This window comes from Amycolatopsis sp. NPDC051045 (assembly GCF_040682955.1).
GTDB lineage: Bacteria > Actinomycetota > Actinomycetes > Mycobacteriales > Pseudonocardiaceae > Amycolatopsis.
Genome location: NZ_JBFBCC010000013.1, coordinates 280,158 through 297,477 on the forward strand (window position 1 = coordinate 280,158; position 17,320 = coordinate 297,477).

At 73.5% G+C, this 17,320-nt stretch carries 17 protein-coding genes and 1 pseudogene; 9 read left to right on the top strand and 9 right to left on the bottom strand.

Annotated features, from left to right (window positions below):
* Positions 1-85 precede the first annotated feature (85 nt).
* The 3 genes from AB0M80_RS28660 to crtI are packed head-to-tail and all read left to right on the top strand — an operon-like array spanning position 86 to position 3,419.
* Positions 86-793 (top strand): carotenoid biosynthesis protein, encoded by a 708-nt coding sequence (locus AB0M80_RS28660; protein WP_364571147.1) that lies wholly within the window; start codon positions 86-88, stop codon positions 791-793.
* A complete protein-coding gene (locus tag AB0M80_RS28665) occupies positions 772-1,896 on the top strand; it encodes a glycosyltransferase family 2 protein (protein ID WP_364571149.1) in 1,125 nt (374 codons plus the stop codon). The genes AB0M80_RS28660 and AB0M80_RS28665 overlap by 22 nt, the downstream gene beginning before the upstream one ends.
* A complete protein-coding gene (gene crtI / locus AB0M80_RS28670) occupies positions 1,893-3,419 on the top strand; it encodes a phytoene desaturase family protein (protein ID WP_364571151.1) in 1,527 nt (508 codons plus the stop codon). The genes AB0M80_RS28665 and crtI overlap by 4 nt, the downstream gene beginning before the upstream one ends.
* Here the strand turns inward: crtI and AB0M80_RS28675 are convergent.
* Positions 3,336-3,983 carry a CDP-alcohol phosphatidyltransferase family protein gene (locus tag AB0M80_RS28675; RefSeq protein ID WP_364571152.1) on the bottom strand — a complete coding sequence of 216 codons (648 nt, stop codon included), beginning with the start codon at positions 3,981-3,983 and terminating at the stop codon, positions 3,336-3,338. The two genes, crtI and AB0M80_RS28675, sit on opposite strands and share 84 nt — an antisense overlap.
* Here AB0M80_RS28675 and AB0M80_RS28680 point away from each other — a divergent pair.
* The 3 genes from AB0M80_RS28680 (at position 3,972) to AB0M80_RS28690 (ending at position 7,068) form a co-directional block, all read left to right on the top strand.
* A complete protein-coding gene (locus AB0M80_RS28680) occupies positions 3,972-4,928 on the top strand; it encodes a YhjD/YihY/BrkB family envelope integrity protein (protein ID WP_364571154.1) in 957 nt (318 codons plus the stop codon). The two genes, AB0M80_RS28675 and AB0M80_RS28680, sit on opposite strands and share 12 nt — an antisense overlap.
* 132 nt (positions 4,929-5,060) lie before the next feature.
* Positions 5,061-5,951 carry a MerR family transcriptional regulator gene (locus AB0M80_RS28685; protein WP_364571198.1) on the top strand — a complete coding sequence of 297 codons (891 nt, stop codon included), beginning with the start codon at positions 5,061-5,063 and terminating at the stop codon, positions 5,949-5,951.
* Positions 5,952-6,057: 106 nt separating this feature from the next.
* A complete protein-coding gene (locus AB0M80_RS28690) occupies positions 6,058-7,068 on the top strand; it encodes a DUF5914 domain-containing protein (protein WP_364571156.1) in 1,011 nt (336 codons plus the stop codon).
* Between the two features lie 31 nt (positions 7,069-7,099).
* Here the strand turns inward: AB0M80_RS28690 and AB0M80_RS28695 are convergent, their stop codons facing one another.
* A complete protein-coding gene (locus tag AB0M80_RS28695) occupies positions 7,100-7,699 on the bottom strand; it encodes a TetR/AcrR family transcriptional regulator (protein WP_364571158.1) in 600 nt (199 codons plus the stop codon).
* 80 nt (positions 7,700-7,779) lie between these two features.
* On the opposite strand from AB0M80_RS28695, the gene AB0M80_RS28700 reads away from it, so the two are divergent.
* Complete coding sequence (locus AB0M80_RS28700; protein WP_364571160.1) at positions 7,780-8,148, top strand: DUF1330 domain-containing protein; 369 nt, start codon at positions 7,780-7,782, stop codon at positions 8,146-8,148.
* A complete protein-coding gene (locus AB0M80_RS28705) occupies positions 8,148-8,900 on the top strand; it encodes an alpha/beta hydrolase (RefSeq protein WP_364571162.1) in 753 nt (250 codons plus the stop codon). Before AB0M80_RS28700 ends, AB0M80_RS28705 begins: the two co-directional genes overlap by 1 nt.
* 3 nt (positions 8,901-8,903) lie before the next feature.
* Here the strand turns inward: AB0M80_RS28705 and AB0M80_RS28710 are convergent, their stop codons facing one another.
* Together AB0M80_RS28710 and AB0M80_RS28715 are read right to left on the bottom strand one after the other, a co-directional pair.
* Positions 8,904-10,187, bottom strand: coding sequence for a cellulose binding domain-containing protein (locus tag AB0M80_RS28710; RefSeq protein WP_364571164.1), 1,284 nt, complete (start codon positions 10,185-10,187; stop codon positions 8,904-8,906).
* 121 nt (positions 10,188-10,308) lie between these two features.
* On the bottom strand, positions 10,309-13,356 hold the full coding sequence (locus tag AB0M80_RS28715) for a discoidin domain-containing protein (RefSeq protein ID WP_364571166.1): 3,048 nt from the start codon (positions 13,354-13,356) through the stop codon (positions 10,309-10,311).
* Between the two features lie 172 nt (positions 13,357-13,528).
* On the opposite strand from AB0M80_RS28715, the gene AB0M80_RS28720 reads away from it, so the two are divergent.
* Positions 13,529-13,909 carry a VOC family protein gene (locus tag AB0M80_RS28720; protein ID WP_364571168.1) on the top strand — a complete coding sequence of 127 codons (381 nt, stop codon included), beginning with the start codon at positions 13,529-13,531 and terminating at the stop codon, positions 13,907-13,909.
* Positions 13,910-13,928: 19 nt separating this feature from the next.
* On the opposite strand, the gene AB0M80_RS28725 is transcribed toward AB0M80_RS28720, so the two are convergent.
* The 5 genes and pseudogenes from AB0M80_RS28725 to AB0M80_RS28745 all read right to left on the bottom strand — a co-directional run.
* Positions 13,929-14,480, bottom strand: a complete 552-nt coding sequence (locus AB0M80_RS28725) for a TIGR03086 family metal-binding protein (protein WP_364571169.1) — start codon at positions 14,478-14,480, stop codon at positions 13,929-13,931.
* Between the two features lies 1 nt (position 14,481).
* Positions 14,482-14,970 (bottom strand): SRPBCC family protein, encoded by a 489-nt coding sequence (locus tag AB0M80_RS28730; RefSeq protein ID WP_364571171.1) that lies wholly within the window; start codon positions 14,968-14,970, stop codon positions 14,482-14,484.
* Positions 14,967-15,326: a metalloregulator ArsR/SmtB family transcription factor gene (locus tag AB0M80_RS28735; RefSeq protein WP_364571173.1), complete on the bottom strand. Its 360-nt coding sequence runs from the start codon at positions 15,324-15,326 to the stop codon at positions 14,967-14,969. Before AB0M80_RS28735 ends, AB0M80_RS28730 begins: the two co-directional genes overlap by 4 nt.
* 114 nt (positions 15,327-15,440) lie before the next feature.
* Positions 15,441-16,838, bottom strand: coding sequence for a cellulase family glycosylhydrolase (locus AB0M80_RS28740; RefSeq protein WP_364571175.1), 1,398 nt, complete (start codon positions 16,836-16,838; stop codon positions 15,441-15,443).
* A 359-nt stretch (positions 16,839-17,197) separates the two neighbouring features.
* A pseudogene (locus tag AB0M80_RS28745) lies at positions 17,198-17,320 on the bottom strand (MerR family DNA-binding transcriptional regulator); the annotation flags it as partial.

A 17,320-nucleotide genomic window follows, 5' to 3' on the forward strand; every position in this document is an offset into this window, starting at 1 on the left:
ATTCACCCGTCGCCGCCCGGCCCCGCCCGCACTGGCCGCCTGGCTTTGCGCGGCCGCCACCGTGCTCTGCCAGATCCTCTACTCGGTGACCGATCCGGGTGGCCGTACCCCGTTGACCGTCCTCACCGTGCTCTGCTTCGCGGCGGCGTCCCTGGCCGACGCGTGGTCCCGCTCCGGCGCCCGCGCCGTGGTCGCACTGGTGGTCGTGGCGGGCGGCGGCGGGCTGCTGGCCGAGGTGGCGGGCCTGCACACCGGATTCCCGTTCGGGCGCTACGAATACACCGGGGTGCTCGGCTGGCCCGTCGCCGGCGTTCCGGGGATCGTCCCGCTCGCCTGGCTGATGATGGCGTGGCCGGCGTTGCTCGCCGGGCGCGCCCTGGCCGGGAAGCCGGCCGGCGTGGTGGCGGCGTGCGCGCTGGCGGCGTGGGACGTGTTCCTCGACCCCCAGATGGTGGACGAGGGGTACTGGGTCTGGTCTTCTCCCGAGCCTTCGTTGCCGTTGGTGCACGGCATCCCGGTGACGAACTTCGCGGGCTGGCTGCTGGTCGCCGTCCTGATCCAGGCCGCGTTGCACCGGTGGGTGCCGCGGCCGCCGGATCCGATTCCCGGCGCGGGCGCCGGTCCGGCGCCCGCGTTGTACCTCTGGACGTGGTTTTCGTCGGTGTGGGCGCACTTCGCGTTCTTCGGCAGGCCCTGGGTGGCCGTCGCCGGGGGCGTTCTCATGGGCGCGGTGGCCGTGCCGTTCGCCATCCGGATGGGAAGGGGATGCCGATGGGCTCGCGTATCCGCGTGATCGTGCGCGCCGGGGCCCTCGGCGCGGTCATCGGTGCCGGGCACGCGGCCTACAACGCGCGGATCGTCCGGGCGCCACGCGAAGGGCCGGCGCGGTGCCGAGAAACCGTGTCGATCCTGCTGCCCCTGCGCGACGAGGCCGCCCGCGTGACCCCGGCCCTGCGCTCGCTGCTGGCGCAGCGCGGTCTCGACGACGCGGAAATCCTGGTGCTGGACGACTGTTCCACCGATGGCACGGCCGCCGTCGTCCGCCGGGTCGCCGGGGCGGACCCGCGGGTCACGCTGCTGACCGGCGCCGAACCCCCGCCGGGGATGCTGGGCAAGCCCCACGCGTGTCACCAGCTCGCCCGGCGGGCGCGGGGGAGTGTGCTCGTCTGCGTCGACGCGGACGTCGTGCTCGCGCCCGACGCCGTCGCCGCCGCGGTTTCGCTGCTGCGCGAGGCGGGCCTCGACGCGGTTTCGCCGTTTCCGCGCCAGCGCGCCGAAGGCCCGGCTGCCCGGCTGGTGCAGCCGCTGCTGCAGTGGTCGTGGCTCGTGCTGCTGCCGTTGCGGCTCGCCGAGACGTCGCCGCGGCCGTCGCTCGCCGCCGCCAACGGCCAGTTCTTCGTCATCGACGCCGCGGTGCTGCGCCGGTGCGGCGGGTTCGCCGCGGTCGCCGGCGAAGTGCTGGACGACATCGCCCTGATGCGCGCGGTGAAACGCGCCGGCGGCCGCGGGGTGGTCGCGGACGGCAGCCGGGTCGCGGAGTGCCACATGTACCCGACGTGGGCGCAGCTGCGCGACGGCTACACCAAGTCGCTCTGGTCGGCCACCGGCTCGGCCCCGGCGGCGCTGGCGATCGCCGGGCTGTTCTTCGTCGTGTGGGTGCTCCCGGCCGCCGCGGCCCTGTGCGGTTCGCGGGCCGGTCTGCTCGGGTACGCGGCCGGGGTCGCCGGCCGGGTCGTGGCGGCCCGCCGCACCGGCGGCCGGGTGTGGCCGGACAGCCTGGCCCACCCCGTCTCGGTCCTCGCACTGGCCGGGCTCATCGGCCGGTCGTGGCGGGCCCGGTACGCGGGCAGGCTGGTCTGGAAGGGCCGTCCGCTGCCGCGCCGGGGTGCCGCGTGAGCGACGTCGTGGTGGTCGGCGGCGGCATGGGCGGCCTCGCGTCCGCGGCCCGGCTGGCCGCCGCGGGGCACCGGGTGACCGTGCTCGAGCGATCGGCGGTGTGCGGAGGCAAGCTCGGCACCCGCACCCGGGACGGCTTCACCTTCGACACCGGTCCTTCGCTGCTGACTTTGCCCTCGGTCTACCGCGAGCTCTTCGCGGCCACGGGCGCCGACCTCGACGAGCTGGTCGACATCGTCCCGGTCGACCCGGCCTGCCGCTACCGGTTCGCCGACGGCACCGAACTGGCCGTGCCGCACGAGCGCGCGGCCGTCCCCGACGCGCTCGAAGCGGCCTTCGGCCGCGGCGCCGGCGAAGAGTGGCGCGGGCTGATGCGCGACGCCGAACGGCTCTGGGGGCTGGTCGGCGAGCCGGTGCTGCGCCGCCCCCTGAACGGGTCCCGGGACCTGCTCAGGCACGCCAGGGGGATCCGGGACCTCGCCGCGATCGCGCCGTGGCGGACGTTGCGCGGGGCCGGGCGCCGCCGGCTGACCGATCCGCGTGCCCGGATGCTGCTGGACCGCTACGCCACCTACACCGGCTCGGACCCGCGGCGGCTGCCCGCCGTGCTGAGCGTCGTCCCGTTCGTGGAGCAGGAATTCGGCGCCTGGCACGTCCGCGGCGGCCTGCGCCGGCTGGGGGACGCCCTGGTCGACCGGCTCGTCGCCCTGGGGGTCGAGATCCGGACGGACGCGGAGGTCGTCGCGATCGAAACGGGCGCCGCGGGCGTCCGCGGGGTGCGGCTGGCGGACGGCGAACGGCTCGCCGCTCCGGTCGTCGTGGCCAACGCGGACGCGACGCACGTCTACGGCGACCTGCTCGACGACGCCCGGACGCGCAAGCCGCGGCGGGCTTTGCGGCGGACGCAGCCGTCCTTGGCGGGGTTCGTCCTGCTGCTCGCGGTGCGTGGCACGACGCCGGACCGCAGCCACCACCGCGTGCTCTTCCCGGCCCGCTACGACGCCGAGTTCGACGCGATCTTCGGCCGGGCTCCCCGGCCGGTCGAAGACCCCACGATCTACGTCTGCGCGCCCGACGACCCCCGGCTGCACCCGCCGGGGTGCGAATCCTGGTTCGTGCTCGTGAACGCGCCGCGCCACGATCCGGCGGCCGGGGTCGACTGGACCACGCCGGGGCTGGCGGCGCGTTACGCGGACCGGGTGCTCGACGTCCTCGCCGTCCGGGGCCTGGACGTGCGCGACCGCCTGCGGTGGCGGGAGATCCGCACCCCGGCCGACCTCGAACGTGACACCGGCGCACCGGGCGGGGCGATCTACGGGGCGTCGTCCAACGGGCCTCGCGCGGCGCTCCTGCGCCCGGCGAACGCGAGCCCGGTGCCCGGCCTGTACCTCACCGGGGGCTCGGCCCACCCCGGCGGCGGCCTGCCGCTGGTCGCGCTGTCAGCCGAGATCGTGGCCGGGCTCGTCGGGCCGGCCGACCGCCCGCGCGACGCCCACCCAGAGATGAGCCAGGCCGATGAGTGACAGACCGGTGCCCAGCACCGCGCAGGTCGTGCCCCACGGCCAGCCCGTCCACGGCGTCCCGGCCGGAGCCAGCGCGGACCCCGTGACGGCGACAGCCGTGACGACCAGGCGCGTCGGCCGCTCGGCGACGGTGATCGCGCCGGCGCCGCGCATGCCCGCGGCCTGCGCGCGGGCCCGGACGTACTCGTGCAGCAGGAGCAGCACGGCCATGGCCGCGCACCACGCGGCGGGCGCCCCGAGCACGAGCAGGACGGCCACGAAGCACAGTTCGGTGAGCCGGTCGGCCGCCGCGTCGAGGACCGCGCCCAGCGGCCGGGCCCGCCCGGTGCGCAACGCGACCGCGCCGTCCAGGCCGTCGAAGACCCCGGTGGCCACGATCGCCGCGAGGGCGAGCCACGGCGCGGCGCCGGCCGGCGAGGCCAGCCAGACCGCGGCCAGCGCGCTCAGCACCCCGCAGCCGGTCAGCACGTCGGGTGGCACGCCCAGCACCGGCCGGGCCAGCAGGTGGATCGCCCGCAGCCAGCCGACGGCGAGCACGTTGGCGGACACGTCGTGCTCGTGCACACGGGACCACCCGGCGACCCCGTCGTCGGCTGCGCGGGCCGGCGGGCCGGCGTGAGCGCCGCGGAGGTGGCCCGCTGGGCGGGCGTGGTCCTGCGGGACGCCGGCCGGGAGCTCCGGGGCCGGGACGTGTCCCTGTGGGCCGCCGGCGTCACGTTCTTCGCCGCGCTGGCCGTCGTCCCGCTGGCGCTGGTCGCCCTCCGGGGTGCCGCGTTCCTCGGGTCGCCGGGGTTCGTCCGCCACGGCGTCTCGCGCTGGGCCGCCGCGCTGCCCGCCGGCCACGGCCCGGGACCGGTGCTCGAGGCCCTGGCCACGGCCGCGCTCGGCACCCCGTGGACCGCGCTGGCCGTCACCCTGCTGCCGGCCACCTTCTACGGCGAAGGCCTGTTGCGCGGCCTGGTCCAGGTCGCCGGGCAGCGCGCCGGCGCCCTCGTCGGCTGGCGGGGGCGCCTGATGTTCGTGCCCGTCCTGGTCCTCAGCCCGACCCTGGCGATCGCGCCGCTGGCCACCGCCGACGCGGTGGCCGACCGCTACCAGGGCGGCGGCGGGCCGGCGTTCTGGGGCATCGCGCTGTCGTTCCACGTCGACTGGCTGATCATCTCCGCGGTGACCGCGATCGTGTTCGCCGGCAGTGCCCCGCGCGGCGTGCGCCGCGGGCCGCTGGTGGCCGGCGCGTTCGCCGTGGCCGCCGTCCTCGCGGGCTTCTTCCACGGGTTCCTCCTGTTCCTGGCCATCCCGCTGGACTGGAGCGTGCCGTTCGGCGGTCTCGCGGCGGTCGGTGCGGTGTCGGCGTTGCTCCTGTGGCTCTACCTGCTCCACGTGCTGCTGCTGCTCGGGTACCGGCTGACCCTCAGCGCCGAGCGCACCCGCCTCGGCGCCACTGAGTCCCCGGAAATCGATGCGGAAGCGCATGGTCCATCCGGGCATTCTCGCAGCCGACGCCGGTGACCGCAGGCAAGCGCTGCCCAATCGATCCATCCGGTCGGGGGCTCTCTGCCCGGAAACGTGCCTCAGCCGGATAAACTGCGGCTCGAGCCACAGATTTGTCCAGGGTGGCGGGCGGTGGGGAACGTGGTGTTGATGGACGCCGACGCGGTGAGTGGTGGGGACGGGTCTCGGGCCGCGGGCTCGTGGACGCCCGGCAAGGTCGCCGAACTGCTGGGCGTCTCGCCGGTGACGCTGCGCACCTGGGCCGCCCGTTATGGGGTCGGTCCCACGCTGCGTGACGACGGGCGGCACCGGCGCTACTCCGACGCCGACGTGCGCCGGCTGCAGTACATGCAGCGGCTCATCGACCGCGGCATGCGGGCTCGTGAAGCCGCCGCGGCCGCGTTCTCGGGCCCCGAAGACGTGGCTCCCGAAGTCTCCGTGGACCGGCACATCGAAGAACTCCAACGGGCCGCGGAGAGCCTCGACTTCGCGGCGCTGGCCGCGCTGCTGGACGAAACGCTGGACGCGCTCGGACCGGCCGCGGCGTGGACCGAGGTGCTCGTCCCGGTGCTGCGCCACCTCGGCGACCGCTGGTCGCGCGGCGACGTGTGCTTCGACGCCGAATGGGCGCTGACCGGGGAAATCTCGCTCGGCCTGCAGCGGTACAGCGCCGGGTTCGCGAACACCCCGCCCGGCCGGGCGGTGCTGCTGGCTTGTTGCCCCCAGGAGCGGCACAGCCTGCCGATGGAGGTGCTGCGGGCCGCCATGGTGGAGGTCGGCATCCCCGCGGTCTACCTGGGGCAGATGGTGCCCGCCGAGACGACGACCGCCATCGCGGCCAAGCTCGCCCCCGTGGTGGTGTTCCTCTGGTCGATGTCCGCCGGCACCGCCGACGGCCAGCTGGCCCAGCGGCTGCGGCGGCGTGGTTTCGACATCGCCGTGGCGGGGCCGGGGTGGGGGAACCGCACCGAGCGGGACGTCGCCTGGGTCGGGGACCTGGCTGCCGCGCTCGAGCTGGCCGCGGAACGCCTGAAGGCGTGAACCCGCGCCCGGCGACCCGGCAAAGCGTTGCGCAACCGCTCCAAATGCCCGAGGATGGCTCGCGTGCCGGTCGCCCGGCCGGCCGTCTCGGGCGGGAGCGTATCTGGTGGACTTCAAGCGGCAGGTGATCGAGCGCTGGCCGGCGCGCTGGCCGGTGCAGCCGTTCCGCGAGCCGGCGTGGGCCCGGCAGGAACCCACCTACGCGGACTGCAGCCCCGCCCTGATCGAGGCGGCGGTCAAACGGGCGGGCGCCCGGCCGTCGGGCAACTGGTTCGTCTTCGCGGCCGGGCGGGAAGTGCGCGCCGACCGGCCGCTCGGGGTGCGGGTGGGCGGGCGCGAGCTGGTCGCGTGGCGCGGGCCGGACGGCGCGCTGCTCGTCGGCCCGGGCGCGTGCCCCCACCTCGGCGCGCCGCTGGAGCAGGCGCGGGTGCACTGCGGTGAGCTGGTCTGCCGGTGGCACGGCCTGCGCGTCGGCGCGGACCGTCCCGGGTGGACACCATTGCCGTCGTACGACGACGGGGTGCTGGCGTGGGTCCGCCTCGACCGGCTCGGCGGCGAGCAGCCCACCGAACGCCCGGTCGTGCCGGTCCGCCCGCGCGGCACCACGGTCGACGCCGTCGCGACGCTGGCCGGGGTCTGCGAGCCCGAAGACGTCGTCGCGAACCGCCTCGACCCGTGGCACGGCGCGTGGTTCCACCCGTATTCGTTCGCGCGGCTGCGCGTGCTGTCGGCCCCGCAGGGCGTCGACGTCGCGGAGGCCGACGACCGGTTCGTCGTCGAGGTGACGTTCCGGCTCGCGGGCAAGATCGGCGTACCGGTGGTCGCCGAGTTCACCTGCCCCGGCCCGCGCACGGTCCTGATGACCATTGTGGACGGTGAGGGCACCGGCAGTGTGGTGGAGACCCACGCAACCCCGCTCGGCCCGGACACCGACGGCCGCCCGCGCACGGCGGTGATCGAGGCGACGATCGCCGCGTCCGACCGTCCGGGCTTCGCCAAGGCGATGCGCCTCGCACCCGTCCTGCGGCCGTTCATGCGCCGCGCCGCCGCCCGGTTGTGGCGGGACGATCTTGCCTACGCCGAGCGCCGGTACTCCTTGCGGGGGGAGCACCGCTGACCCGCGGGACTCCGGCTCCGTCCCGCGACGTTCAACGCCGGAGGGTCCGGCGCCAGTAGCCGGTGACGCTCCGGCGCAGCGCCTCGGTGTCGACGCTCCCGGGATCGAGCAGCCGCTGCAGCGCGATCCCGCGCAGCTGCCCGACGACGGCGATCGCGACGTCGTCCGCGCTGACGCTCGCGTCGATGGTGCCGTCCTCGATGCCGGCCCGGACGTCTTCGCTCAGGTCCGCGCGAAAAGCGGCGTCCCGCTCGCGGAAGATCGGGGCCAGTTCCGGCTGGGTGGCCGCCTCCGTCCACAGCAGGAGGAACGCCTGGTTGAACACCCCGATCCGGCCGAGCTCGCCGAGGTAGCCGTCGATCAGCCGCAGCAGGCGGTCGAGGCCGGGGGGCAGGTCCTCGAGACCCGGGACGAAGCCGGCCTGGGTGGCGCGCGCCAGCCGTTCGACCAGAGCCTGCTTCGCGCCGAAGTGGTGGGTGACGATGCCGCGGCTGTAGCCGGCGCGTTCGCCGACGCGGGCGAGCGTCAGCGAACGCACGCCTTGCTCGACGACGAGTTCGGCGGCGGCGGTCAGCAGTGCGGCTTCGGCCTGGTCGCGGCGTTCCTGCTGGGTGCGGCGTGCGGTGGGCATGGGCTCGAGTCTAGCAAAGTAACTTGCGTGTTGGTCAACAAGTATGTGTACAGTGACGGCGACGACTCCAGGAGGTTCCGATGATCGAAATCGAAGACCGCGCCCTCGACGCCCTGCTCGCCGACGACCCGGGCGGCCCGGTCGTGATGCTCAACCTGCTGCGGTTCCGCCCGGACGGCGGCCGCGAGAGTTACCAGCGCTACGCCGAAGCCGTCGGCCGTGAGCTCAACCCCCGCTACGGCCTGGCGGTGGAGTACCTCGGCACCGGTGGCCCGCCGCTCGTCGCCGAGGAGGGGCAGGCCTGGGACATGGTGGTGCTGGTCCGCTACCCGGACCGGAAGGCGTTCGCGGCCATGATCCGCGACCCCGAGTACCAGGCGATCACTCACCTGCGCACCGAGGCGCTGGTCGAATCGGTCCTGCAGCCGACCACGCCGGTCGTGGCCTGATGCCGGCGGTGTTCGTCCACGGCAACCCCGAGACGGCGGCGGTCTGGGAGCCGCTGCTGGCCGAGCTCACGCCGTCGCGGCCGGACCTGGTCTGCCTGTCGCCGCCCGGTTTCGGTGCACCCGTACCCGCCGGGTTCGGCGGCACCCCCGCGGCCTACCGCGACTGGCTGGCCGGCGAACTCGCGGCGTTCGGCGAGCCGGTCGACCTGGTGGGCCACGACTTCGGCGGCGGGCACGTGGTGAACGTCGTGCTGAGTCACCCGCACCTGGTCCGCAGCTGGGTCAGCGACGCGCTCGGGATGTACGACCCCGGGTACGAGTGGCACGAACTCGCCCGCCGCTGGCAGACGCCGGGGGTCGGGGAGGCCGACGTCGCGGCGCGGTTCGGTAGCACCGTGGAGGAACGCGCGGCGGTGCTGGTGGAGCGGGGGATGGAAGGGGCGGTCGCGGCCCGCGTCGCGGCGGGTCAGGACGAGGCGATGGGCCGCGCGGTGCTCACCCTGTACCGGTCCGCCGCCGCGGCGGGCGCGCCCGGCTTGGGGCTGCCGCTGGAGCGCGCGGCGGCTCGCCCGGGCCTTGCCGTCCTGGCCACGGCCGATCACGTCGCCGGCACCGAGGAACAACGCCGCCGGTCGGCCGCCCGCGCGGGGGCTCGTGTCGTTGTTCTCGAAGGGGCGGGTCACTGGTGGATGACCCACGACCCGGCGCCCGCCGCCGCGGCGCTGACCGGGTTCTGGGCGTCGATCGGCTGAGGATCACCGGGCGGTGCAGGCCAACCCGGCCAACGGCTGGGCCGCGCCGGTGACGACGGCGCCCCAGGTCGTCGCCGCCCCGGCGGCCAGTGCCCCGTTGTAGGTCCGGTTGGCCGCCTGCACCTGCCGGCCCGTCTGGGCCGGCACGGCGTTCCACGAGCTGGTCACCTGCTGGGTGTCCGCGAACGAGAACGACGTGGTCCAGCCCGAAAGCGCGGCCGGCCCGGTGTTCCGCACGGTGAATTCCAGCTGGTGGCCGCCGGTCCAGGACGACGTCACCGCGGCGGTCGCCGTGCACGACGCCCCGGCCGGGGCGGTCGGGGTGGTGGGAGTGGTGGTCGGGGTCGGGGTGCTGGTTCCGGTCGTGTAGCCGATGGCGGTGTAGGCGGCCGCGCACCCCGAAAGGCACTGGTCCGGCAACGTGAAGCGGTAGACGCGGCCGTCGTTGACGAGCGCGTCACTCGCGTCCCGGACCCGGATCGCGTACCCGGTGCCCGCCGTGGTGGTGGGGCCGATGACGAAGGCCTGTCCCAGATCGCTGTCCGGTTGTGCCTGCTGCCAGGTGCCGTCCGCGCCGAGGAACTCCACGCCGTGGACGCCGTTGGGCAGGTGCGAGACGGCGATCGCCGTCCAATACCGTTGCGCGCCTTGGAGGAAGCCGAGTTTCAGGTCGCCGGTGTAGTCCGGGGCGGGCACGTAGGACCACGAGATCCGCCGGTTGTTCCAGTGCGCGGGGTTCATGTCCCCGACCGGGACGCCGTTCTTCACGAACCGGTTGAGCGACGCCGTCGAGAGGTCGAGGTGGCCGGGATCGTCGCGGCACCAGGCGTTTGCGTCGCCGCAGCTGTCGGCCACGACCATGGTCAGCCGGGCGCCGGCGTAGCCGTCGGACACCCAGGACCCGTTGCGGCAGAACGCTTGTCCCGGCGCGCCGTCGTTGACCCCGGTGCAGTAGTCGCCGATGGTGACCTGCACGAACCGCCCGCAGTTGCGGCCGTTGTCCCACAGGCCGATCTTGGCGGCCTGCGAAGGGGGGATCGGCCGCGGGTAGAAGCTGTAGTCGCCGGGGGTGTGGTAGACGTTCAGGGCCACGAAATCCGGGGAGTCGAGCACGTCCTGCGGCAAGCCGCACCCGCCGTAGGGGGCGCCGAGCGCGTCGAAGCGGGTGGCGTTGCCCGCGAGGGGAGCGGCCGGGGCGGCGCCCGACTTCCAGGGCCACAACACCGAAACCGCCACCACGAGCACGGCGACCGCGGCGAGGGCGGCCGGGCGGGAGGCGGATCCCATGGACTCTCCTTCCGCTTCGGTACCGCGGCAGGCGGAAACGGTCCCGGCGGCGATGTCTGGAAGCGCTCCCAGGGTGCGCCGCGCGCCCGCGGTTGTCAATCGCCTCCGCGCTCTGACGGGCTTACGCCGGCCCGCGGGCCACGACGGTCAGCCGGTCGAGGGTGAGCCGGCCGGTGGTCAGCCGCAGGCCGATCGCGGGGGACCAGCCGGCGAGCCGCTGCGGGTCGACGGCCGTGCCGACCGGGATGGTGCGCAGCAGCTGCCACCGACCTTGGTGGCCGAGCCAGCTCGTCATCGAGCCCCGGTGGTCGGACACGACCGCGAACCGGTCGCCCGGTGACCACGTCACCGCGGCGCAGCACCCGCCGGTGACGTCGTCGCCGTAGTCCCGGCCGGCCGCCCGGACGTCCGCACCGGACGTTCCGAAGTGGTTGTTGTACCAGGCGAGGGCCAAGTCGTCCGGTCCGGCGGCCCGGCCCAGGAGCACGCTGTCTTCGGGCGCGCCGCCGGCGAACGCCCGGGGTTCGAGGACCACCGCGAAGTCGCCGTCCGGTGCGCTCACCGGCGCCACGAGCACGGCGGAGGACTGCCGGCTCGCGGACGCCACCAAGGCGCCGTCCGCCTGGCCGAGTTCGGGGACCGGTTCCCCGAACCGCGCCCCGATCCGGTAGGCCTTCGGCTGGGCGCCGGTGAAGTCGTCGTCCCAGACCGGCGTGCCGAAGTCGGCGGGGTCGAACACGACCTCCGCCCGCACCACGTCCGCGGTGCTGCGCACCGGGGTGCCGTGATCGAGCGTGGCGACCAGCAGCCGCACCGGTGCCCGGGTGCCCACCGGCGCGTCCGCGGGGGCCGACACGCGCCACCGCAGCCGCACGGGCCGGCCGGGCGTGAGCCGGACGTCGCCGTCCGGGCCGATCGGCTGGGCCGTCCAGCCGCGGGGCAGCGTCAGCGCGGGCCGGACGGTCATCGCTTGGGTTCCGCGGACCACTCCGCTGAACTCGGCCGTCTGTCCGGGCCGGATCCGCGTCGGATCGGCGCCGCCCTGGAGCTGGACGCTGAGCCGTTGGTCCTCGGCGCGCCACGCCTGCACCGCCGTGATGCCCACGGCGCCACCGTCCACTCTGGACGGAAGCACCCGAAGCCCGTCCGTGCGGACCGGCGGCTGGACGACGACCCGGTTCGGCCTGCCCCGCACCGGTGCGCCCGGTTCTCGTTGCTGACCGGGAACGTCGGCCCACGACCCGTCCGCCGTGCGGTACTGCAGTGCGTAGCCGTCCGGCGTGCGGACGCCACCACCGTCGTCGTAGAAGGAGATCCGGACGTCGGAGACGTCGGTGGCCGCGCCGAGGTCGACCGCCAGCCAGTCGCTCCGGTTCGGGCTGCCGTAGCTGGTCCAGCGGGTCGACGGGACGTCGAGGGAGAAGTCCTGGCCGTCGATCGCGTTCGCCGGGCTGTCCCCCTGCCAGGTGTAGGAGGCGGACGCGGCCGGATAGCCCGTGCGGCCGGGGTTCGCCAAGTCGTCGACGACGTGGGGCGCGCCCGGCGCCGGGCCCGGGCGCACCGGTACGTCGACCGCCGTCAGACCCGCTTGGCGGTGCACGAGCTTGCCGTCCAGCCAGACGCTCAGCCCGGCGCCCTGGTGGTAGACGTGGCCGTCGCGGTCCCAGGCGACCGTCAGGTTGCGTCCGTGGTAGGGGACGTTCTCGACGGCGAAGTGGTCCCAAGTGGACGGAACCAGGGGCGCGAGCCGCACGTGGTCGCCCTGCTGGGGCCGGATGCCGAGCAGCCCGGACAGCACCAGGTCGTCGAACGTCGAGTGGTTGTAGTCCTCGCTGTGCCCGGGGGAGTCGTACAGCCAGCGGTCCTCGTCCGGGTGGTGCGCTTCGGCGACGTACGGGAGGCCGTTCTTGCGCTGGGTGAGGGCATAGCCGCGCAGCAGCGTGTAGTAGTCCTGCGCGGTGACGTAGGACTGCGGGGGATAGTCGACCAGCAGGTTCGCCAGCGCGGTGAGCGTCTGGCTCGTCGCGTACGGCCAGCTGGGGCCCGACCAGCGGCAGCAGCCCTCGAACGCGTCGTGCATGAACCAGGGGCTCCGCCGTTCGACCGTCGTGGGCCCGAACGGCGCCGCGAACCCCGCCGGATCGGTCAGCTGCGCCCACGCGGCGGCGGCGCCGGCCGGTGCCATGTGGAAGTACCAGGGCACGAACCCCATTTCTTCCCGGTCCGCGATCTTGGCGCGCGGGGGATTGCCGTCCCGCATCACGTGCTTGTAGAAGCCGTCGCCGCTGTCCCACAGGGCGCGTTCCTGGTTCGCCTGCAGGGATCGGGCGTCCTGCTCGTACCGATCGGCGAGCTGCCGGTCGCCGGGGGCGCCGCGCCGGCGCAGGAGGTTCGCGATGGCCAGCGCGTCGCCGTACTGGTAGGCGTTGAGCGTCGGGCGGAACCCCGCTCCGCCGTGGTACGGATCCGGGCTCTGGTAGGAGCTCGCCGTGTACTCCATGGCGTCCCAGACCGGCACCTGCCAGTAGAGGCCCAGCTGCGGGTCGAACTGCGGCGACCACGCCGCCCACTGCCGTTGCAGTTCGGGGAGCCGGTCGACCGCGAAGCCCCACCGGCCGTCGACCGACGCCCGGGCGAGCACGGCGTCGGCGGCCCAGAACGAGTACTCGTGGGCCCAGTCCGTGGTGTTTTCGTTGAGCCCGTCGGTCGCCGGTTTGGCGCCCGCGCCGCTGCCGCGCAGCCAGTAGTCGAGGTAGTCGTCGAGGTAGCGGTGGTCGCGCAGCCACCGCCCTTCGTAGAGGTGGTGCCCGGCCGCGGCGTCGATCCCGCCGCCGGGGGCGGCGTAGCCGACCGGGCCGAGGAATTCCGAGACGATCCAGCCGTCCTCGGGGCCGGTGTACTTGAGCGCTTCCTTGTAGGTGCGCCACCGGTAGTAGTAGGTGTCTTCGATCGCCTTGTCGGGCAGGTCGACGAAGGGGATGTTGGCCTCGTACCAGCCGGGATCGGGGAGGCCGGTCAGCTTCGCGGCGTGGTCGAGCAGGTGCGTCCCGGGACCGACGTCCGGGTACATCGGTGGCGGGCCGCTCTTGCTTTCCGACGCCGGGGTCACCGCGGTGGAGAGGGTGACGACAGCGGTCAGGACCGTGCACAGACGTCGAAGCGAGCGCATGCTGACGCTCCTCGTGATCCTCGGATACCGGCAGGGGGAGACGGTAGCCGGTCGATACAACGTTGTAAATAGCGCTTTACAACGTTGTATCGACCTCGTGTGCACGTGCGTTGCCGCCGGCCGGTCGAGGTGCTGCGCAGCGGGAGAACCACGCCCGGGTTAGCCTCACGCCGTGCACCGCAGCCGGTTGTTCGGGATCTTCATCGACACGCCCGCCGCCGACGCCGAGGTGGCGGCCGGCTTCTGGTCCGCCGCGCTGGCCGCGCCGGCGCGTTCCGTGGCCGGTGAAGAACAGTTCACCGGCCTGGACGGTGCCCTCCCCGGCTTGATCGTCGACATCCAGGCGATCGACGGCGCCCCCCGCTACCACGTCGACATCGAGACCGACGACGTCGCGGCGGAGGTCGCCCGCCTGACCGCGCTGGGCGCGGAACCCGTCTCCCGCTGGCTGGACTGCCACACCCTGCGCGCGCCCGGGGGCCATCTCCTCTGCGTGGTGCCGATCCACAGCGACCCGGAGACGTTCCGGAGGCTCGCGAACACGTGGCCGTGACCGACCGGCCCAACCGGGCTCAGGGCCGCCAAGCCGGGTCGCGGCCGAGGAAGCCCATCAGCTTGTCCTGGGCCGGGGCACCGTCGTCGACGGGCACCGCGGGGCCGAACTGACCGCTGTCGCGCAGCATCGGCTCCATCGGCCGCATCGCGGCCAGTGCCCCGGCGCAGCGCTCCTCGCCCAGGTCGGGCTCACGGCCGAGCGCCTTGGCGAGGTCCCAGGAGTGCATCCAGATGTCGCCCGTGTAGAACTGGTCGATCGCCTCGTCCACCGGCCGGTCACCGGTGTGCGGGTTGCTCAGCACGCGCCCGGCGGGGTCCTCGAGGATGGCCTGGATGTCGGCGACGTGCTGCTTCCAGGCGGCCGCCGGGCCGGCGTCGACGGCCAACGCGGGGAGCTCGATCCCGGCGCCCCGGAGGAAGGCGCGCGGCCATTCGACCAGGTGCTTCACGACGTCGAGCGCCGTCCAGTCCGCGACCGGCGCCGGCCGCGCCCAGTCGCCGGCCGAGGCCGACTCGACCAGTTCGGTGAAGCGGGCGGCGTCGACCGTGTGCTGCTGAGCCGGTGTCATCTCAGGCCTCCTTCGCGAGCAGTTCGTCGAGCTTGGCGTAGCCCTCCGTGATTCCTGTTTCCATGCCGCCGGCCAGCATGCCGTCCCGGGTTTCGAAGTCCGGCACCACACTCAGCACTCGCAGCCGGGTGCGGCCGCCCTCGATCTCTTCGAGGGTCAGCGTTTCCAAGGCCACCCCATCGGGCTCGCCGTCGTAGGTGAACGTCCACACGATCCGGTCGTGCGGCCGCACTTCGTGGAAGCAGCCGCGGAAAGCGGCGATCTCCTCGCCGTCCCGGTCGTTGGCGAAGGCCCACTCGCCGCCGGTGCGCGCGTCCCACCGCGTGATCCTCGTGGTGACCGAGTGCGGCCCGACCCACTGCGCGTAGAGCGCGGGGTCGACGTGGGCGCGGAATACGTGTTCGGGAACGGCGTCGAAGTCCCGGACGATCCGGATCGTCGGGACCTTCGCGTCCGCCTGGATCTCGGCTTCGTGCTTCGCCATGGTCATGATGCGTCCTCGCGGGGTCGTGCTTCGTCGCCGGTCATGCGGCCCAGCAGGGCGTCGAGGCGTTGGTAACGCTCCTCGGCCTGCCGCCGGTACCGGTCGATCCAATCGGTCATCAGGGCGAACACCTCGGCGTCCAGGTGCACCGGACGGCGCTGGGCGTCCTTGCTGCGGGTCACCAGCCCGGCTTCCTCCAGCACCTTCACGTGTTTGGAAACCGCCTGGAGGCTCATGTCGTACGGCTCGGCCAGTTCGCCGACGGTCGCGTCCGCGCCGGCCAGCCGCGCCACCAGGTCACGCCGGGTCGGATCGGCCAGTGCCGCGAACGCCCGGTTGAGCCGCTCGGTGCTCTCGTCCACCTGTCTTCCTCAACTCGTCGGTTGACCGAGACGCTAGGCCGTCCCGGGAGCGTTGTCAACCTGGTGGTTGAGAAAGCGGGGCGGGGTTCCGCGCACGGAACCCCGCCTGGTGGATCAGAAGCTGTCCGGAGTGCTGATCCGGCTCCGGACCAGGGCGCCGGACGCGGTCAAGGTGCCGGTGCCGTAGTCACCGCCCGCGCAGGTGCCGGGGCGCAGCGCCGCGCTGCTTTCGTCCGCGTCGGAGTACGTCCAGTTCGCGTACCCGATCTTCAGCTGGTCGAGCAGGTCCAGCCAGGCCGTGGTGCTCGACTGGTCCAGCGTGCCGCCGCCGGTGGCGGTCACCGTGCCGAACTCCGTGACGAACAGGGGCAGCTTCGCGGCCGCCCGGCTCACCGTGGAGCGGTAGTTGTCCTTGTGGCTGGCGGCGTAGAAGTGGAACGTGTACATGATGTTGGTGGCGTTGACGGGGTTGTTGACGATCTCGGTTTCGTTGGAGCCGTCGGAGACGCCGAGTGAGGACCAGCCGCGGGTGCCGACGATCACGACGGCGTCCGGGTCGGCGGCGCGGATCACCGGGATGACCTGCTCGGCGTAGTTCTTGATGGCGCTCCAGCTGACGCCGTTGGGTTCGTTGGCGATTTCGTAGATCACGTTCTTCTTGGCCGCGTTGCGCGCCGCCACCGCCGCGAAGAAGGTCTTGGCGCGGTCGAGGTTGTAGTTCGGGTCGCCGGGGGTGAGGGTGTGGAAGTCGATCACCGCGTACATCCCGCGTTCCTCGGCTTCGCCGACCAGGCTGTTGACCCGGTCGGTGAACCAGGCCGCGTTGGTCTCGTAGCCCTTTTCCTGCACGTACATCGCGATGCGGAGCAGGTCGGCGTGCCAGTCCTTCGCCAGTGCGTCCAAGGACGCGTCGTTGTAGCAGGAGTCGAACCACTGGAGGCCGTGCGTGCTCATGCCGCGCAGCTGGATCGCCCGGTTCGCCTCGTTGCACAGGTGGACGCCGCAGACGTGCAGCTGCCCGTTGGCCGCCAGCGGTGTGCTCCCGGGCGGCGGCGTGGTGGTCGTGGTGGGGGTGCCGGTCGTCGTCGGCGTCGGGCCGGTGGACCCCGTGCACGTCACGCCGTTCAGGGTGAACGACGCCGGCACCGGGTTGGCGCCGGTCGTGGTGCCGGTGAAGCCGAGGTCGGTGGACGCCCCCGCCGCCAGGGTCCGGTTCCACTCGGCGTTGGCCGCGGTCGCCGTCGCGCCGGATTGCGACCACGTGGCGTTCCAGCCCTGGGCCACTTTCTGGCCGGCGTCGGAGAAGGCGAACTGCAGCGACCAGCCGGTGATCGTGTCGCCGAGGTTGGTGACCTTCACCCCCGCCTGGAACCCGCCTTGCCACTGGTTGGTGACGGTGTAGTCGACCCGGCAGCCTTGCGCGGCGGCCGAGGCCGGGGGCATGACCACCAGGGCCGCGGAGCCGAGAACCGTCGCGCCGGCGGCCGCCAGCGCAGCGATGGAGCGCTTCATTGAACTCCCTTTGATCCGGTGTTCGATGGTTTCAACGGGGCTGGGAGCGCTCCCAGATCAGAACATCCGGCGCCAGGGGACGTCAAGAGGCGCGAAGGAGGGTCGCTGAAGCGTGGGCACACGCCGCGGCCTGGACGGGGACGGCGTCGATCACGCTGGAACAGGCGCGTGCCGAGAGGGGGTCGTTCGCCGTCGTCCGGCGGTTCACCCCGGCCGGGGGTGCAGCGGGCGCGTGCTCGCCGAGGGCTGATGGGGGATTTCCGCCGGGGGACCAGCGATCGCGGAATGGTCCATTGTGGACCAGAGAGCACTTCGGCACGCGGCGGTGAGGCCGCGTGCCGAATCATGTTCGTGGCAGGTCAGCTGCCGGATTCGCTCTGGAGGGACCGGTTGCGGCGGTTGGCTTCGTGGAGTTGGTCTTCGAGGGTGATGATGCGGCAGGCGGCGTCGATGGGGGTGCCGTGGTCGACCAGTTCCCGGGC